Origin of the sequence: Jeongeupia sp. HS-3 (genome assembly GCF_015140455.1) — a bacterium.
GTDB lineage: Bacteria > Pseudomonadota > Gammaproteobacteria > Burkholderiales > Chitinibacteraceae > Jeongeupia.
On record NZ_AP024094.1, the window covers coordinates 536,002 to 551,923 of the forward strand.

The following is a 15,922-nucleotide window of genomic DNA, read 5'->3' on the forward strand; positions in this document are numbered from 1 at the left end:
GGGCCGCACAAGATGGAATTCTTCCGTATCAAACGCGACATTCCGTTCATGAGCTACGGCAAGCTCACGACGGCGATCTCGCTCGCGACCTTTATCCTCGCGGTGGTGTTTCTGGTGATCAAGGGGCTGAACTTCGGCGTCGAATTCACCGGTGGTACCGTGATGGAGCTGCGCTATCAGCAAGGCGCCGATCTGAACCAGATCCGTACCCAGGTCGAACACCTGAAGTACGGCGAGGCCCAGGTGCAGACCTTGGGCACGACCCGCGACGTGATGGTTCGGCTGCCCAACATCAAGGACAAGACCAGCGCCCAGCTCTCGAACGAGGTGATGGGCGCGCTCAAGGCCGATCGTCCCGATGTCGAGTTGCGCAAGGCCGAGTTCATCGGTCCTTCGGTGGGTGAAGAGCTGGTCACGCATGGCCTGATCGCGATCATCCTGGTCTGCCTGGGCATCATTGCCTATCTGGCCATCCGCTTTGAGTGGCGTTTCGCGGTGTCGGCGGTGATCGCCAACATGCACGACGTGGTGATCATTCTTGGCTGCTTCGCGCTGTTCCAGTGGGAGTTCAACCTGACGGTGCTCGCCGGTGTGCTGGCGGTGCTCGGCTATTCGGTCAATGAGTCGGTCGTCGTGTTCGACCGGATTCGCGAGAACTTCCGCTCGCCGAAAATGCGCGGCAAGACCGTGCCGCAAGTGATCGACAACGCGATTACCGCGACGATGAGCCGGACCATCATCACCCACGGCTCGACCGAGGCGATGGTGCTGTCGATGCTGGTGTTCGGCGGTGCGGCGCTGCATGGTTTCGCGATGGCGCTGACGATCGGCATTCTGTTCGGTATTTATTCGTCGGTGCTGGTGGCGTCGCCGCTGTTGCTGATGTTTGGTGTCACCCGCGAAAACATGCTCAAGCCGGTGAAGCTCAAGGAAGAAGCGGTGGTTTGACCGCGTCAGCGGTGTTTATGTTGAACCAACTCATCGCCGGCGAGTCCATCGCCGGCGTTTTCTCGTTTAAGGACTGTGATGGAATTCAATCCGATCGACGTCTTCCTACATCTGGACGTCTACCTTGCCCAGCTGGTGAACCTGTACGGTCCTTGGGTCTACGCGATTCTGTTCGCGGTGATCTTCTGCGAAACCGGCCTCGTGATTACACCGTTTCTGCCCGGTGATTCGCTGTTGTTCATCGCCGGGATGATCGCCGGCGGTGGTCATATGGACGTGCACGTGCTGATCGTGACGCTGTTCATTGCCGCGGTGCTTGGCGATGCGGTCAACTACCTGATCGGCCGTTACTTCGGCCACAAGCTGTTCGCCAATCCCGATTCCAAGATCTTCCGCCGCGATCATCTGGAGAAAACCCACGCTTTCTACGAACGCCACGGTGGCAAGACCATCATCCTCGCGCGCTTCGTCCCTATCGTGCGTACCTTTGCACCCTTCGTCGCCGGCATGGCCGAGATGACCTACAAGCGCTTCGTGCTGTTCAACGTTGTCGGCGCGGCGATCTGGGTCGTCTCGCTGCTGTACGCCGGCTACTTCTTCGGCGGCATCACCTTTATCAAGAAGAACATCGGCCTGATCGCCATCGGCATCGTGCTGCTGTCGGTGCTGCCGATCATGTTCGAGGCGCTGCGCCACAAACTGAGCAAAAAGCCGGCATGAGCGAGGCGTTTTATACCGACAAGGCGGCGATTCGCGCCAGTTTCGACGCCGCCGCACAGAGCTACGATGCCGCCGCGGTCTTGCAGCGGGAAGTCGCCGACCGGATGGCCGAGCGGCTCGATCTGGTGCGAATCAAGCCAGAGCGCATGCTCGATGCCGGTTGCGGCACCGGCTACATGGGCAAGGCGCTGCTGGCGCGCTATCCGGAGGCGCAGCTGCTGGAGCTGGATCTGGCGCCGGCGATGCTGCATATCGCCCGCGACCGGCACGCCGCCGGTGGGCTGAAGAAGCTGTTGGCGCGCTTCGATCGCAACCGGCCCGCACAGCTGTGCGGCGATATCGAAGCCTTGCCGCTGGCCGATGCCTCGGTCGATCTGATCTGGTCGAATCTGGCGATCCAGTGGTGCAATACCCCGGATGCGGCCTTCGCCGAATTCCTGCGCGTGCTCAAGCCCGGCGGCCTGCTGATGTTTTCGACGCTCGGGCCGGATACGCTCAAGGAGCTGCGCGCCGCGTTCGATGGCGTCGACGGCTACAACCACGTCAACCACTTCATCGACATGCACGACCTTGGCGATGCGCTGTCGCACAACGGCTTCTCGACCCCGGTGATGGATATGGAGTACCTGACCATGACCTATCCGGACGTCAGGGCGGTGATGCAGGATCTCAAGGGCATCGGTGCGCACAACGTCACCGAGGGGCGCCGGCGCGGCATGATGGGCAAGACGGCGTGGCAGCGGATAGGCGCGCAGTACGAACGCTTTCGCCACGATGGCGTGCTGCCGTGCAGCTACGAGGTGATCTACGGTCACGCCTGGAAGCCCGAACACAGCCCCAAGGCTCGCGCCGACGGTGCGCAGGTGATCGAGTTTCGCGCTCGGCGTGGCTGATGCGGTGGGCGTAGACTGACCGTATCAGCAACTGCGCCCGAACCACGATGAACTATCTCGCTCACGCCTTGCTGGCCGGCCCAGCACCCGCCGACCGTGCCGGTGGCGTGGCCGGCGATTTCGTCAAAGGCCTGCTACCGGGCCTCTTGCCGGCCGATCTGGCCGCCGGCGTGGCCCTGCACCGCGAGATCGACGCCTACGCCGACCTACACCCGGCTTTTGCCGCCAGCCGCGCGCGCGTGAGCACACTGCGTCGCCGTTACGGCGGGATCATGGTCGATCTCTTTTACGATCATCTCTTGGCGCGGCATTGGGAGGCATTTTCTCCCGATGAATCGCTGCAGCGCTTTACCGCCCGGCTATACGCCGAACTGGCGGTGCAAGCGGCGCTACCGGCCGGCTTTGTTTCGGTGTTGCCGAAAATGGCTGCAACCGACTGGCTGGCGTCGTATCACGAGATCGACAACGTCGCGCTGGCGTTGGACCGGATGGCGATGTATCGCATCCGCCGCGACAACCCGCTGGCCGGCGCCGCCGACGAGCTGCGCGCCCATTACGCTGGTTTCGAGGCCGATTTTCTCGCCTTCATGCCCGATGCGCTGGACTATGCCCGGATGATCAGAGCCGAACGCTGAGCGGTATCGATCAGCGTTCGGACTTGCTTTATTTCGGCGCCCGCGCCAGGCAGGTCTGGTAGCGGCCGTCGACGCGGCGGGCGAACCATTCGGTGGTCAGCTTGCGGGTGATCTTGGGGCTGATCAGCCGGATCTGCGGCAATACCGAGCGCGGCATCGGCTTGCCGTTTTTGGCGTCCGCCAGCGCGAGCACCTTCTTGTATACGGCGCTCTGGCCGAAGCCGACCAGTTTCTCGCTCGACAAGTCGCGGCGAATCGCGTCGCGGCTCATGCCGAGCTGGCCCGAGATCGATGCCAGTGCTTCTTCGACATCGCTCGATTTGGCCGCCGGTCGGCCGTTCTGGTAACTGAGCAGGTCGCCGTCCAGGTCGATCTGCCTGCCCGAAAGCTTGATGATGGCGGCCTGGAACGCGGCGTTGCGGCTGGCGTAGCGGCCGGCGTTGAAGTCGGCGAAGCGGTACAGCATGTCGTCGTACGGCGCCGGGTACTGCAGCAGGATGGCGAGGCCGAAATAGGTGCCGCCGCGACGGGTGAACACGGTGTCGCGCACGCTGCGGGGCTTGGCGTAGGGATAGGGCCAGACACGCACATGCGCTTCGGCGAAGTCGACGCTGACCTGCATCGGCCCGCCGGTGCGGATCGGGTTGTTCATGTTCAGCGGCAGCCCCAAACGGGCGGCGTCGGCGCTCAGGTCTTCGAATACCGCGTTCATCTCGCGCTCGGTACGCAGGCTGTCGATGCGCGACTTGTAGCTCTGGCCATTCGGCGAGGATTTCAGTAGCGCGGTTTTTACCGCGATCAGCGGGATGTGCTTGGCCGATGCCTTTTCGTCGATCTTGTTCCAGACCATGGTCGGCAGCCCCGGCACGACCGGATCGCCCTGCCAGCTCGATTCCTGTTCGATCACCGCGGCGGCGGCGCAGAAATACTCGGGGGTGTAGGGAATCTTCAAGGCGGTGAAGGCATCGAGAATGTCGGCGTTCCAGCCGGCGCGGTCGGGCATTTTGGCCGGTAGCAGACGATTGAGCAGCGTGCGCGCTTCGGCCTGCGACAGCCCGGCGGGCCGGGCCGGTTGTACCGGCGGCGGTTCGACCACGATCGGCGCGCTGGCGATCGGTGCCGTGGCCGGAAGGCTGGCGATTTCGACCACCGGTGCCGTGGTGGCTTCGGATGCGATCGCCGCAACGGGCGCACTGGTGGCGGGCGTCACGGCGCTGGGCGGCGGGCTGGCGCAGGCGGCAAGCAGGGAGAAGGGCAGGAGGCAGACTAGCGGTTTGAGCTTCACGGCGGGCAGGTGGAATCTGACAAAACCGAGAGCTTACCGCTCCGGGCCGGATCGGTCATGGATCATGGTCGATCGGATTTGAGAGTTTGCGCCGGGATGGCTACTTCCAGGCACTGCCGACCTGAATGTAAAAGGCATGCTCGCCGTCCGGGCCCCAGCCTAAATCGAGGCCGACGGCCATGCCGAGCTTCTTGGCAATCAGATAGCGAAAGCCGGTGCCATAGCCATACACCGTTTGGGCATCCGAAAAATCGTGCCACTGACCGTAGGCCTTGCCGACGCCACCAAAGGCCAGCAGCGACCAGCGCGGGGTGACGTCCCAGCGCAGCTCGGCCTCGGTCTCGACCGCATTCTGATCCTGAAAGCGGCCCTTTTCGATGCCGCGCAAGTCGACAAAGGGCTGGGCATAGAAAGGGTAATCGCCGTTGATGGTCTTGCCGGCAATGCGTAGACCGAGCGTCCATGCCTTGCTCAGTGGCAGCCAGGTGAAGGCGCGGGCGTTATAGCTCTCGAATGCGCTGCTGCTGCCGAGCCAGTCGCGCGCCATTTGCAGCTCGACTTCCATATAGCTGCCATGCTTGGGGAAGAAGATGTTGTCGCGACTGTCGTAGTCGATCACAAGCCCGGCCAGGCCGACGCGCCGGCTGCTGTCGATATTGCCGAGCTCGGTCGCCTTCTCGTTGTCGAAGCCGACATCGCTGCTGAAATAGGCGTAGCGCGGCCCGACGAACCAGTCGCTGTCGCCGAGGCGGAACAGGAACTGCTGGAGCAGGAAGTCGCCATCGAGCGTATAGCTGCGCGCCTGGCTGAGCGCGCCGTAATAATCAAGATTGAGCGAGGTCTTGCCGATGGCGCCGAGATAACGGTAGCGGTCGCCGTCGATGGGCTGGAAGTGGAACGCCGCGCCGAGCCAGCTGCCGTTCTGGGTACCGAAACCGCCAAGACCGCTGATCGTCGGCGGCTTGATCCGCCCGGATTCGTGCATGCCCTCGGCCGCCGCCTCGGCAAAAGATTCGCGGAAGTACAGCAGCATGGCGCCGCCGCCGTAGCCGACCGCCGGCTCGGTGATGATGATGGGCACCGGGAAGACGCCCTTGTGATTGAGCAGATAATCGCTCAGGTCGATGGCGCCGTCGTCCGGATCGCGAAAGCTCAGCGTGTCATCGGCGTGCACAGGCGCGGCCAGGCTGGAAAAAAGACAGAAAGCCAAGGCAAGCAGCCGATGAAGTAATGCGCGCGAAGCCATGTTTGCATTGATCCGGTGGTTTTTCGGCATTCTAGGGCAAGACGCGTGGTGTCGGCCGTTTCTGCCGGAAGGCGTGGATAAAACAGCGTCGCTGGCGCCATTTCGCGGTGGATGCGTCTAAGCTCGTGGTGAACGGTTCAAGGAGCGTACAGATGACGAGCTTTCGGGTAGAAACCGATTCGATGGGCGCGATCGATGTCCCGGCGGATCGCTACTGGGGGGCGCAAACGCAGCGATCGATCGGCAACTTTCCGATCGGCGTGGCGCGTTTTCGCTGGCAACGGCCAATGATCCGCGCGCTCGGCATTCTCAAGCACGCCGCGGCCGAGGCCAATCTGGCGCTGGGCGAGCTGCCGGCCAATGTCGCGGCGCTGATTACCGAGGCCGCCGACGAAGTGATTGTCGGCAAGCTTGATGATCACTTCCCGCTGGTGGTGTTCCAGACCGGCTCGGGCACGCAATCGAACATGAACGCCAACGAGGTGATCGCCAACCGGGCGATCGAACTCGCTGGCGGCGAGCTGGGCAGCAAGACCCCGGTTCATCCCAACGATCACGTCAACCGTGGCCAGAGCTCGAACGATACCTTCCCGACCGCGATGCACATCGCCGTGGTCGAAGAGCTGCACGGCACGCTGTTGCCGGCGCTGGAGAAGCTGCGCGCGACGCTGTTCGAGAAGGCCGACGAGTACGCCCATGTCGTCAAGACCGGGCGGACGCACCTGCAGGACGCCACGCCGGTGACCCTGGGGCAGGAGATCGGCGCCTGGGTGGCGCAGCTCGATTTCGGCATCAAGGCGATCATCGCAGCCGAACCGGGCTTGCTGGAGCTGGCGATCGGCGGTACCGCGGTCGGCACCGGGCTGAACGCGCATCCGAAGTTCGGCGCGACCGCAGCGGCACGCATCGCCAAGCTCACCGGCCATCATTTCGTCGACGCGCGGAACAAGTTCTTCGCGCTCGCCGCACACGACGCGCTGGTGCAGACGTCGGCGGCGCTGCGCACGCTGGCCGGCGGGTTGTTCAAGATGGCCAACGATGTGCGCTGGCTTGCTTCCGGGCCGCGTTGCGGCATTGGCGAGCTGAACATCCCCGAGAACGAACCGGGCTCATCGATCATGCCGGGCAAGGTCAACCCGACCCAGTGCGAGGCGCTGACCATGGTCTGCGTGCAGGTGTTCGGCAACGACGCGGCGGTGGCGTTCGCCGGCAGCCAGGGCAATTTTCAGCTCAATGTGTACAAGCCGGTGATGGTGCACAACGTGCTCGAAAGCATTGCGCTGCTGGCCGACGCCTGCGTTGCGTTCAACGATCACTGCGCGGTCGGCATCGAACCCAATCTGGATCGGATCGACGAAAACCTCGCCAAAAACCTGATGCTGGTGACGGCACTGAACCGGCACATCGGCTACGACAAGGCCGCGCAGATCGCCAAGAAGGCGCACCACGACGGCACGACGCTGAAACAGGCGGCGCTGGCGCTCGGGTTTTTGAACGAAGAGGATTACGCGCGCTGGATCGTGCCGATGGACATGACCCGACCCAGCGCCGGGCACTGAAGCGGGCTCAACGGTTGACCGAGCGCGCGATCCGCGCATAGGTGTGACGCCGGCCGCGAATGGCGATGCTGTAGGCCATGATGTTTTCGGGCAGCGCCATGCCCATATAACCGGTGTCGCCGAGGTGGTGCAGGTCGGTGCCGGTCATCTTGGCCATCAGCGCGATCTGGCGAATCGTCGCCTCGTCGGCGCCTTCCTGCGACGTGCCGATCGCGGTGAGTGTCAGCGCGCCGAGCGTGTGCGCGTGGCTCACCAGTTCGCGCACGTAGTCGAGCGTGATTCCCGGCACGGTGCCCGGCGCCGGTAGCAGGATGATGTCGGCGCCGGCGGCGACGAACTCGTCGATGTCCTCGCGGGTGATGATCTGCTCGGCGCCTTCGCCGAGGATGCCCGATGCGTGCATCTTGCCGGCGACCAGCACCAGCCGGTCGCCGACTTCGGCGTTGATCGCCTTGAGCGAGTGCGTGATCGCGGCATTCGAGACGCCGTTGCCCGGGTTGCCGGTCAGCACCAGCATGTTGACGCCCATCGCCGCGGCCTTCTGCGCGTTGCCGGCGGTGGCGAGACGGCCGGGCTGCATGCCCCAGAGTTCGTCCTCGCTCTCGCCGAAGCCCGGGTCGACCGGTTCGAGGTTGATGCCGATCACCCGGCCGGTCAGGTGCTTGATTGTGCGGACGGCGTCGTCCGGCGCGGTGTCCTTCGGCAGGCCATTGACGAGGGGGGCGTTGACGTCGAACAGGTTGAGCAGCAACAGATCGGCGCCCATGCTGGCGGCGAACTCGGCATTACTGATCGTCACCAGCATGGGTTGGACCGCGCCGATGGTTTCGCACACCAGTACCCGGCCTTCGCTGGCGTGGATGGCGTGCAGTAGGTCGGCCTTGCCGATGCGGGCGAGGTCCGAGGCGTTGCAGTCGAGCAGGCGTTTGTGCATGGCGGTCTCCGGTGGGGTGAACCGGCTTACTGTAAACCCGTTCCGCTATCGCGGCCGATCCGGGTTTGGCGCACTTGCGCCGAATCAAGTTGCATGACTCATCAATGGGATGCGGATTCGGCGAAGTAGGGCGGCACGCCGAGCAGCGCGTCGACGGTGGCGAAGCCGTAGCCGCCGGCCTTGAGCCACGGGATCAGCTTGTCGACGGCGGCGACGGTATCGCCGCGTTTGCCGCCACCGTCGTGCATCAGCACGATCGCCTCTTCGTGCACAAAGGGTTGCACGCCGCGTTCGATCTCGTGCGCGCCGAACAGCATCCGGTTGCGGTACCAGTCGATCGCGTCGATCGACCACAGCGCGACCTTCATCCCGTGCTTGTCGACGATGCCGATCTGCGCGTCGTCGATGCTGCCGTAGGGCGGGCGCATCAGCGTCGGCGCCTTGCCGATGATGCGGCGGAATTCGGTCTGGGTGCGGCCGATTTCCTCGTCCCAGAAATAGCTTTCGTCGGTGCCGGACAGGTTCGGGTGGCTCCAGCTGTGGTTGGCGAGCGTATGCCCCTCGGCCAGTGCCCGGCGGACGATGTCCTCGCGCCCGGCCATCTGGCTGCCCTGCCAGAAGAACGTCGCCTTCACTTGGTGCTTTTTCAGGATGTCGAGCACGTCCGGTGTCCACGGGCTCGGGCCGTCGTCGAAGGTCAGCGCGATCTGCCGACGGTGGGTCGGCCCTTCGAGCCAGACGATGCCCGGGTGCTGGTTGGCCTGCTGCGTCATCTTCTCCAGCGCCACCTGTCCCCAGTTGTCGAGAAAGGGCGTGCGCACCGATTGCGTCGTCTTGCGCACGTCGGCGGCGATCGAACCCGCTGCCGGCGGTGCGAGTGGCCACCGGGCGATGACGATCCAGATCGTGGCCAGCACCAGGAGTGCGAGCGCGGCGAAGCCGAAAATGGTGCGAGGCGTGGCTTTCATGTCATCGGCATCCCTGTGTTCGTTCGCGAATCTTACGGACTTATGCGTTTTTTAATTCACGAAAATTATTTCGTGGCAAGTAGGGCAAAGACATTATGTAGTCGATATGCATAAACTACGTCAACCACACAAGGAGCATCCGATGCCCATGCCCGGCGTCCATCCCCGTACCGCCTACCTGTTCATCGCGCCGTTCTTCGCGGTGTTCGCGGTGTTCACGCTCTGGCCGATGCTGTTCAACCTGTGGCTGGCGTTCCGCGACTACTTTCCGCAAACCGGCAACAGCATGTGGAACGGCTTCGCGCATTTCGTCGAGCTGGCCGACTCGGCGCGTTTCGGTCACGCGCTGAAAAACTCGCTGATCTTCCTGCTGCTGGTGCCGCCGCTGCAGGTCGGCGCGCTCGCGCTGGCCTTGCTGGTGCATGCCCGCCTGCCCGGGATCGGCTTCTTTCGGGCGCTGTACTACCTGCCGGTGGTGATCGCAGTATCGATCGCCGCGGTGGTCTGGCAGCAGGTGCTGCGCTTCGACGGGCTGTTCAACTGGTTTCTGGAATCTATCCACCTGATCGGCTTCGGCGAGCAGCCGGACTGGCTCGGCGACCGCCAGCTGGCGCTGTATGCGGTGATGGCCTTCTCGTTCTGGAAGAACGTCGGCTACTACATGGTGCTCTACCTTGCCGGGCTGCAGACGGTGCCGCGCGAACCGCTTGAGGCGGCGGAGATCGACGGCGCCGATGCCTGGCAGCGCTTGCGCCATGTGGTGCTGCCGGCGCTGCAGCCGGTGATCCTGCTATGCACGCTGCTGTCGACGATCCAGGCGCTCAAGGCCTTTCAGGAAGTGATCGTGCTGACCGATGGACAGGCCGATACCCAGACCGCGCTGGTCTTTGTCTACGGCGTCGCCTTCTTCGGCCACAACTTCGGCCTTGCTGCGGCGGCCGGGCTGATCGTGACGCTGGTCTGTCTCGCGCTCGCAGCGGTGCAGCTGCGCTTTTTCGGCGAGCACGGCCTGCTGCGTCGTGGAGGAGGGCTATGAATCAGCTCGTTGTTCAAGCGCTGGTCCTGCCGGTACCGAAGGCGCCGCCGCGCTGGTACCGGTTGCGCCGGCAGGTGAAGGGCGCCGTGCTGGCGCTGCCGCGTTACGCGGCCTTGCTGCTGTTCGGTGCGTTCACGGTGTTTCCGTTCTGGTGGGCGACGGCGGTTGCGCTGTCGATGGACGGTTCGCAGATCTGGACGTTCCCCGCTGCGTTCCTGCCCACAGATCCGGGCTGGCACTGGTTCGGCCGGGTATTCGACGAAATGCCGTTCTGGCGCTATTTCGCCAACTCGCTGCTGATCGCAACCGCCACGACGGTGCTGGTTCTGCTGCTGACGATCCCGTGTGCGTACGCGCTGTCGCAGATGGCGTTTCGTGGCCGGAACGCGCTGTTCCTGCTGCTGCTGGCGACGCTGATGGTGCCGGCCGAGGTCGCCATCGTGCCGAACTTCATCACCTGCGCCCGGCTGGGCCTGCTCGACAGCTACGCCGCTGTGGTGCTGCCGAATGTCGCCGGCGCGTTTGGCGTGTTCCTGATGCGCCAGGCGTTTCAGGATGTGCCGGTGGAAATCCTCGATGCGGCGCGCGTCGATGGTGCCGGCGAGTTCGGCGTGATGTGGCGGGTGGCCGTGCCGATGGCGAAGCCGATGATCGCGACGCTGGCGGTATTCACCTTCGTCGCGGCGTGGAACGATTATCTGTGGCCGGCGGTGGTGCTGAAGGAGCGGCTGAAGATGCCGCTTGCCGTCGGCATTTTCAACGATCTGACCGGGCCGTTCGCGGTGTCGACCAATCTGGTGATGGCGGCGATCGTGCTCTCGGTGATCCCGGTCGTCGGCGCGTTCGCGCTGGCGCAGCGCGTGTTCCTCGGCGGTGGCGGGCTGATCGGGCGCTAGGCCTTCTTGCAGCCGGTGAAATCCGGGTAGAAGCGCTCCATCATCCGTTCGACGTACGCGACCAGCGGCTTGTGCTGCTCGGTATAGCGGCGCAGCGCCGATTCGAAGCGCGGGCACAGCGTGCCGAGCAGGAAGGCGAACACCGTCGCGTCGGCAGCGCAGATCGCGTCGCCAAGCAGGTAGGGCTTGTTGCCAAGCAGCTCGGCGACCGCGTCGATGTCGCGGCGGGCGAGTTCGAACTGCTCGTCCGGCGTATGTCGGCCCATGCCCTGGCCGTGCAGATCGCGGCTGACGCGGCGGCGGATCATAGCCTTGAATCCGGCGCGCATCGGCGCGGGCACGCCGCGGAAGAATTCGGCCGGGCCGCGTTCGAAGTTGGCGTCGTTTTCCCAGCGCAGCGCCTGCACCGCGAAGTACAGGTGGTCTTCGAGCATCTTCTCGACTGCCCACGCCAACGCTTTTTGGGTCGACGAATAGCCTTCATCGAAATCGATGTTGTAATGGTCTTCGAGATAGGCGCGGATGAAGGTCGAGTCGGTGACCTTGTGGCCGTCGTCGTCGATATAGGGCAGCTTGCCCTTGGGCGCACTGAAGATGCTGCCAGACTGAGTCTGGTAGGACAGGCCGGACATTTTCAACAGCACATCCGTCTTGGTAACGAAGGGGCTGGGGTCGGGCAGGCTCAGGCCGGGGCCGAAGGTAAACAGCGTAATCATTGGCTTTGCGGATGCGATGAACAGGTGTCAGCTCCAAGTGTAAGCGGTTCTGCCTTGCAAAGGGGTGTTCGATATCAATGTTCCGTGCCGGCCGGCCTCAGCCGCGCAGCAGCATGAGGGCCAGCGCGAACATCACCACGGCGGTCAGCAGGTCGAGCAGCCGCCAGACGATGGGCCGCGCCAGCCACGGAGCAAGCGCTCTGGCCGCGAGCGACAGCCCGAAGAACCACAGCAACGATGCCGATATCGCGCCGAGGCCGAACTGGAGCCTCGCAATCCCGTCATAACGGCCACCGACGCTGCCGAGCAGCAGCACGGTGTCGAGATAGACATGCGGGTTGAGCAGGCTGAAGCCCAGCGCGGTTGCCAGCGCCTGCCGCCGGTTAATGCTGGCGCCCTGATGCGACGCATCCAGTGCGGCGGGCTTGAAGGCGGCGCGCAGTGCACCGAACGCATACCAGAGCAGGTAGGCGGCGCCGCCCCAGCGTGCCGCCGTCAGCAGCGTCGGCGATGCGGCGAGCAGTGTGCCCATGCCGGCGAGGCCGAGTGAAATCAGCACGATGTCGCACAGCGCGCAGACCGCCGCGGTCAGCAGCGCGTGCCGGCGCAGCAGCGCCATGCGCAGCACGTGGGCGTTCTGCGCGCCGATGGCGATGACCAGGCTGCCGCCCAGCGCCAGTCCCTGCCAGTAGATCGGGTTCATGTCTGCAAGCTCCTGATGTGGCTCGCCCGCTCCTTCGCGCTGCGCGTCGGGCCCGACGGGCGTTGTCGACGCCGCGCCGCAGGATGGGTTGGCCAGTGTGGGTATCGGCCTGCAGCATAAAAATCGCCAGCGTTTCTGGCGACATGGATTAATCTATTTCAGTAATCATTAATTTTTCTAATAAATGTTCGACGGCAAACTCACCGAAGCGTTTCTGGCTGTGATCCGCGAAGGCAGTTTCGAGCGGGCCGCGGCGGTATTGCATCTGACGCAATCGGCGGTATCGCAGCGCATTCGCGCACTCGAGTCGCGCTTTGGCCAAACCTTGCTGACGCGGGGCCGACCTTGCGTGCCGACCGGCGCTGGCCAGACGCTGCTGCGCTATCTGGACCGGATACGGCTGCTGGAGGAAGAAGCGCTGCGCACGCTGGCCGGCCCCGGCGAAGGGCCGTCGCGGCTGGCGCTGGCGGTCAATGCCGACAGCCTGCATGCGTGGCTGCCGAGGGTGCTGGCCGAAACGCTGGCCGGTTCGCCGTTCACCATCGAATTGCAGGTCGACAACGAGGATTACACGCACGAATTGCTCGCACGCGGTGAGGTGCTTGCATGCGTGTCGGCGCGGGCCGATGCGATGCGCGGCTGCATTGCCGAGCCGCTGGGCGTGCTGCGTTATGTGTGTGCGGCAACGCCGCGCTTTGCCGTGCGCTATTTCCCCGATGGTGTGAGTCGTGCCGCGCTGCTGCATGCGCCCGGGCTGCTGTACAACCGCAAGGATGCGATGCTCGGCGCCTACCTGGCACGGCATTTCGGTATCACCGAAGGTCATTACCCGGCGCATCTGATGCCGTCGTCACAGGCTTTCGTCGATTTCGCACTGCTCGACGTCGGCTATGTACTGGTGCCCGAACTCGCGGTCGGCGCGCACTTGGCGAACGGCGCGCTGATCGACCTGTTGCCGGCGCGGCCGCACGATGTGCCGCTGTACTGGCATGCGTGGCAGATACAGGCGCCGATGGTCGATGCCTTGTTCCGCCGTATCGTCGCTGCCGCACGCGCGGTGTTGCGTCAGCCCGAGGCTTAATTGCTCCAGCGCGTGCGCTCGTTCACAAAGCGGTAGTAGCGCACCAGGGTGATTTTGCCGTTGCGATCAAGCAGTGGCCTTGGCACCGGGCCGAATGGCGCGGCGTAGCGGATGATTTTCAGCGTCTCGGCGTCGAGCCGCGGATCGCCGGAGGTTTCCTCAACCTCGGCGTCGGCGATGGTGCCGTCGCCGTTGAGCACCAACCGGAACCGCAGCAGGCCCTGCAAGGGTTTGCCCTTTTCGTCGCGCGGATAGTTCATCGTGCCGATGCGCTCGACCTTGCTGCGGATCTGCGCCTCCCACAGGCCGAACATCGCCCGCGTATCCGGGCGTTGCTGCGCGCGCGTGGCGCTGTCTTCCTCCGCCTCACCGCCTTCTTTGGGCAGATCGGCGTAACGGGTCACCAGCTTCTTCTGCTTGCCGTCCGGACGCACGCCGATGGCGTCGTCCAGCCCCTTCATTTCGATCTCGTGATAGTTCAGGTCAAGCTGCGGCTGCGCTGCCACGGCGGGGGCGCTGGCGGCAGCCTGCTTGCGTTGCCGCGTCGGTTTGGCTGCGGATTTCGGTACGGCATAGTCCGAGCGGCCACGCACCTGCACCGGTTCCTTGACCTTGGGCTTGACCGGTTCCAGATCGACAACCGGCTCGGCCGGGGTGGGCACGGCCGGTGCATTCGGGCGTGGTGTTTTCACCAAGCGCATCTGCAACGGCGGACTGTCGGCGGAGGCGCTACCCGATTGTTGCTGGGGTTTGAGCAGCAGCAGCGAGAGATGCCCGAGCAAGGACACGATCAGCGCCAGCCAAAGCCAGTACGGTGATCGTTGTCCGTCGGACGTCGTGTAAGTGAACAACTGCATCAATGGTTTCCGGCTGCGGCGAGCGGCTGGCGCTTACGGTGGAGGCGTGACGTTAGCATGGTTTTTTGCCGACGGCAGGCAACGGCGTGCGCATCGGCATCAAGATCGTGGTTTCAGGGAACCTGTCCGGTGTTGATCGGGTCAGTTTAATGGATCGGGTGCAAATGCCGTTTGGCATGCGTGCCCCGAGTAGAACAAGGAACAAGCCCGTGAATATGAAATCCCGTGTTGCACTGATGTCGCTCTCCGGCTTCCTGATCGTTGGCATGGCCAACGCCGCCGGCGAGGTTTGCACCGCCAAGATCAGCGATATTGAAAACCAGATTCGCCAGGCGCGCGAGCAACATAATGACAATCGCGTCCAAGGTCTCGAAACCGCGCTGCAGCAAACCCGTGCCAATTGTAGCGAGGCAGGCGAGCAAGCCAAGCTTGAGCAACGACGTGCCGATGCCAACGCCGAGGTGGCGGAAGCACAGCGAGATGTAAGTAAGGCACAGCGCACGCTGGATCAGGCCAAGTCCGAAGGACGCAGTGCCAAAAAGATCGCCGACAGACAGCAGAAACTGGATAAAGCGCAACGCAAGCTGAGTGAGCGCAAGGCGGAGCTCAAGGCGCTGGGGTCGATGTAGGCGATGATCGATAGTGATCAGCTAAAGCAAAACGGGAAGGCGATGCCTTCCCGTTTTTTATTGCGCCGACCAAACGAGATGGTTCATTTGATCCGGTTCCAGACCGCAATCGCTTCCTTTCGGGTGGGCTGCGGGGCGCAAATCACATTGCAACTGCCGTTGTTGCCGAATTTGACGCATTGCACCCATACGCGGTTGGCACCCGCTTTACGGACATCGGGTGCCGCGCCGCATTTGGGGCAGGGCTGGGGAACAACGGCAGGTCTGGATTCGGTCATGGGTATCTGGGGCAAAGGGCAGGGCAAAGCGGCAGCATACGCGCCGGCGTGCCCGGCTGCTACTTGTTGCGGTAAGCGCAAAAGCCCGGACGCGGGCCGATCTTCGGGTGGTTTCTGCAGGTGTTGGGGCGCAGGTCGTAGACGGTGCACAGCCGCGTATCGGCATCCAGATAAGTGCATTCACCACTGGAACGGCGCGCTAGCGTGAAGACACCGTGCTTGAAGTTGAAGTGTTCGATCACGCCGGCCTTTTGCAGGCGCTTGGCAATCTGTTTCGGTTGCTCATGCTCGGCCTCGAAAGCGTCGACCTCGCCCATGCGCACCAGATCGGGCAGCTTGACCTCGACCGGCATGCTGCAACAGGCTGATTTGCAGTCAAAGCACATGCCATTGCGATAGCGCGCCCAGGTGTCGAGGTTCTCAAGCGTGGAGACGTGGATCAGTTTTTTGTACGTGGACGTGGACATGGACAGCAATGCGGACGTGAAGCGGGGCGATTATACGCATGCTGCGGCGCTACAGTCCGGCAAGGGCCAGA

The 15,922-nt window shown here is 63.7% G+C and carries 17 protein-coding genes; 9 read left to right on the top strand and 8 right to left on the bottom strand.

Going from position 1 to position 15,922, the window contains the following annotated elements:
* Positions 1 to 12: 12 nt before the first annotated feature.
* From secF to JLC71_RS02550, 4 genes are all read left to right on the top strand, one after another.
* Positions 13 to 948 carry a protein translocase subunit SecF gene (secF, locus tag JLC71_RS02535; protein WP_200917115.1) on the top strand — a complete coding sequence of 312 codons (936 nt, stop codon included), beginning with the start codon at positions 13 to 15 and terminating at the stop codon, positions 946 to 948.
* Between the two features lie 78 nt (positions 949 to 1,026).
* Complete coding sequence (locus JLC71_RS02540; protein WP_200917116.1) at positions 1,027 to 1,668, top strand: DedA family protein; 642 nt, start codon at positions 1,027 to 1,029, stop codon at positions 1,666 to 1,668.
* Complete coding sequence (gene bioC / locus JLC71_RS02545; protein WP_200917117.1) at positions 1,665 to 2,561, top strand: malonyl-ACP O-methyltransferase BioC; 897 nt, start codon at positions 1,665 to 1,667, stop codon at positions 2,559 to 2,561. Before JLC71_RS02540 ends, bioC begins: the two co-directional genes overlap by 4 nt.
* 47 nt (positions 2,562 to 2,608) lie before the next feature.
* Positions 2,609 to 3,196, top strand: a complete 588-nt coding sequence (locus tag JLC71_RS02550) for an acyl carrier protein phosphodiesterase (protein WP_200917118.1) — start codon at positions 2,609 to 2,611, stop codon at positions 3,194 to 3,196.
* A 28-nt stretch (positions 3,197 to 3,224) separates the two neighbouring features.
* Here the strand turns inward: JLC71_RS02550 and JLC71_RS02555 are convergent, their stop codons facing one another.
* Entirely contained in the window at positions 3,225 to 4,481 is a 1,257-nt protein-coding gene (locus JLC71_RS02555) for a DUF1615 domain-containing protein (RefSeq protein WP_200917119.1), read from the bottom strand.
* 100 nt (positions 4,482 to 4,581) lie between these two features.
* Positions 4,582 to 5,727 (bottom strand): BamA/TamA family outer membrane protein, encoded by a 1,146-nt coding sequence (locus tag JLC71_RS02560; RefSeq protein WP_200917120.1) that lies wholly within the window; start codon positions 5,725 to 5,727, stop codon positions 4,582 to 4,584.
* 152 nt (positions 5,728 to 5,879) lie between these two features.
* Between JLC71_RS02560 and fumC the strand changes: the two genes are divergently transcribed.
* Positions 5,880 to 7,286 (top strand): class II fumarate hydratase, encoded by a 1,407-nt coding sequence (fumC, locus tag JLC71_RS02565; RefSeq protein ID WP_200917121.1) that lies wholly within the window; start codon positions 5,880 to 5,882, stop codon positions 7,284 to 7,286.
* A 7-nt stretch (positions 7,287 to 7,293) separates the two neighbouring features.
* On the opposite strand, the gene JLC71_RS02570 is transcribed toward fumC, so the two are convergent.
* Positions 7,294 to 8,220 (bottom strand): DUF7916 family protein, encoded by a 927-nt coding sequence (locus JLC71_RS02570; protein ID WP_200917122.1) that lies wholly within the window; start codon positions 8,218 to 8,220, stop codon positions 7,294 to 7,296.
* Between the two features lie 101 nt (positions 8,221 to 8,321).
* Positions 8,322 to 9,188 (bottom strand): polysaccharide deacetylase family protein, encoded by an 867-nt coding sequence (locus JLC71_RS02575; RefSeq protein WP_200917123.1) that lies wholly within the window; start codon positions 9,186 to 9,188, stop codon positions 8,322 to 8,324.
* Between the two features lie 142 nt (positions 9,189 to 9,330).
* On the opposite strand from JLC71_RS02575, the gene JLC71_RS02580 reads away from it, so the two are divergent.
* Together JLC71_RS02580 and JLC71_RS02585 are read left to right on the top strand one after the other, a co-directional pair.
* On the top strand, positions 9,331 to 10,224 hold the full coding sequence (locus JLC71_RS02580; protein WP_200917124.1) for a carbohydrate ABC transporter permease: 894 nt from the start codon (positions 9,331 to 9,333) through the stop codon (positions 10,222 to 10,224).
* Positions 10,221 to 11,120 (top strand): carbohydrate ABC transporter permease, encoded by a 900-nt coding sequence (locus JLC71_RS02585; RefSeq protein ID WP_200917125.1) that lies wholly within the window; start codon positions 10,221 to 10,223, stop codon positions 11,118 to 11,120. The genes JLC71_RS02580 and JLC71_RS02585 overlap by 4 nt, the downstream gene beginning before the upstream one ends.
* Here the strand turns inward: JLC71_RS02585 and JLC71_RS02590 are convergent.
* Positions 11,117 to 11,836: a glutathione S-transferase family protein gene (locus JLC71_RS02590; RefSeq protein ID WP_200917126.1), complete on the bottom strand. Its 720-nt coding sequence runs from the start codon at positions 11,834 to 11,836 to the stop codon at positions 11,117 to 11,119. The two genes, JLC71_RS02585 and JLC71_RS02590, sit on opposite strands and share 4 nt — an antisense overlap.
* Before the next feature lie 97 nt (positions 11,837 to 11,933).
* A complete protein-coding gene (locus JLC71_RS02595; protein WP_200917127.1) occupies positions 11,934 to 12,539 on the bottom strand; it encodes a LysE/ArgO family amino acid transporter in 606 nt (201 codons plus the stop codon).
* Between the two features lie 184 nt (positions 12,540 to 12,723).
* Here JLC71_RS02595 and JLC71_RS02600 point away from each other — a divergent pair, with 184 nt between their 5' ends.
* Positions 12,724 to 13,620: a LysR family transcriptional regulator ArgP gene (locus JLC71_RS02600; RefSeq protein WP_200917128.1), complete on the top strand. Its 897-nt coding sequence runs from the start codon at positions 12,724 to 12,726 to the stop codon at positions 13,618 to 13,620.
* Here the strand turns inward: JLC71_RS02600 and JLC71_RS02605 are convergent.
* Positions 13,617 to 14,477: a TonB family protein gene (locus tag JLC71_RS02605; protein ID WP_200917129.1), complete on the bottom strand. Its 861-nt coding sequence runs from the start codon at positions 14,475 to 14,477 to the stop codon at positions 13,617 to 13,619. The two genes, JLC71_RS02600 and JLC71_RS02605, sit on opposite strands and share 4 nt — an antisense overlap.
* 86 nt (positions 14,478 to 14,563) lie before the next feature.
* On the opposite strand from JLC71_RS02605, the gene JLC71_RS02610 reads away from it, so the two are divergent.
* Entirely contained in the window at positions 14,564 to 15,106 is a 543-nt protein-coding gene (locus tag JLC71_RS02610) for a DUF1090 domain-containing protein (RefSeq protein WP_200917130.1), read from the top strand.
* A 337-nt stretch (positions 15,107 to 15,443) separates the two neighbouring features.
* Here the strand turns inward: JLC71_RS02610 and JLC71_RS02615 are convergent, their stop codons facing one another.
* Positions 15,444 to 15,851: a YkgJ family cysteine cluster protein gene (locus tag JLC71_RS02615; RefSeq protein ID WP_200917131.1), complete on the bottom strand. Its 408-nt coding sequence runs from the start codon at positions 15,849 to 15,851 to the stop codon at positions 15,444 to 15,446.
* Between the last annotated feature and the right edge of the window lie 71 nt (positions 15,852 to 15,922).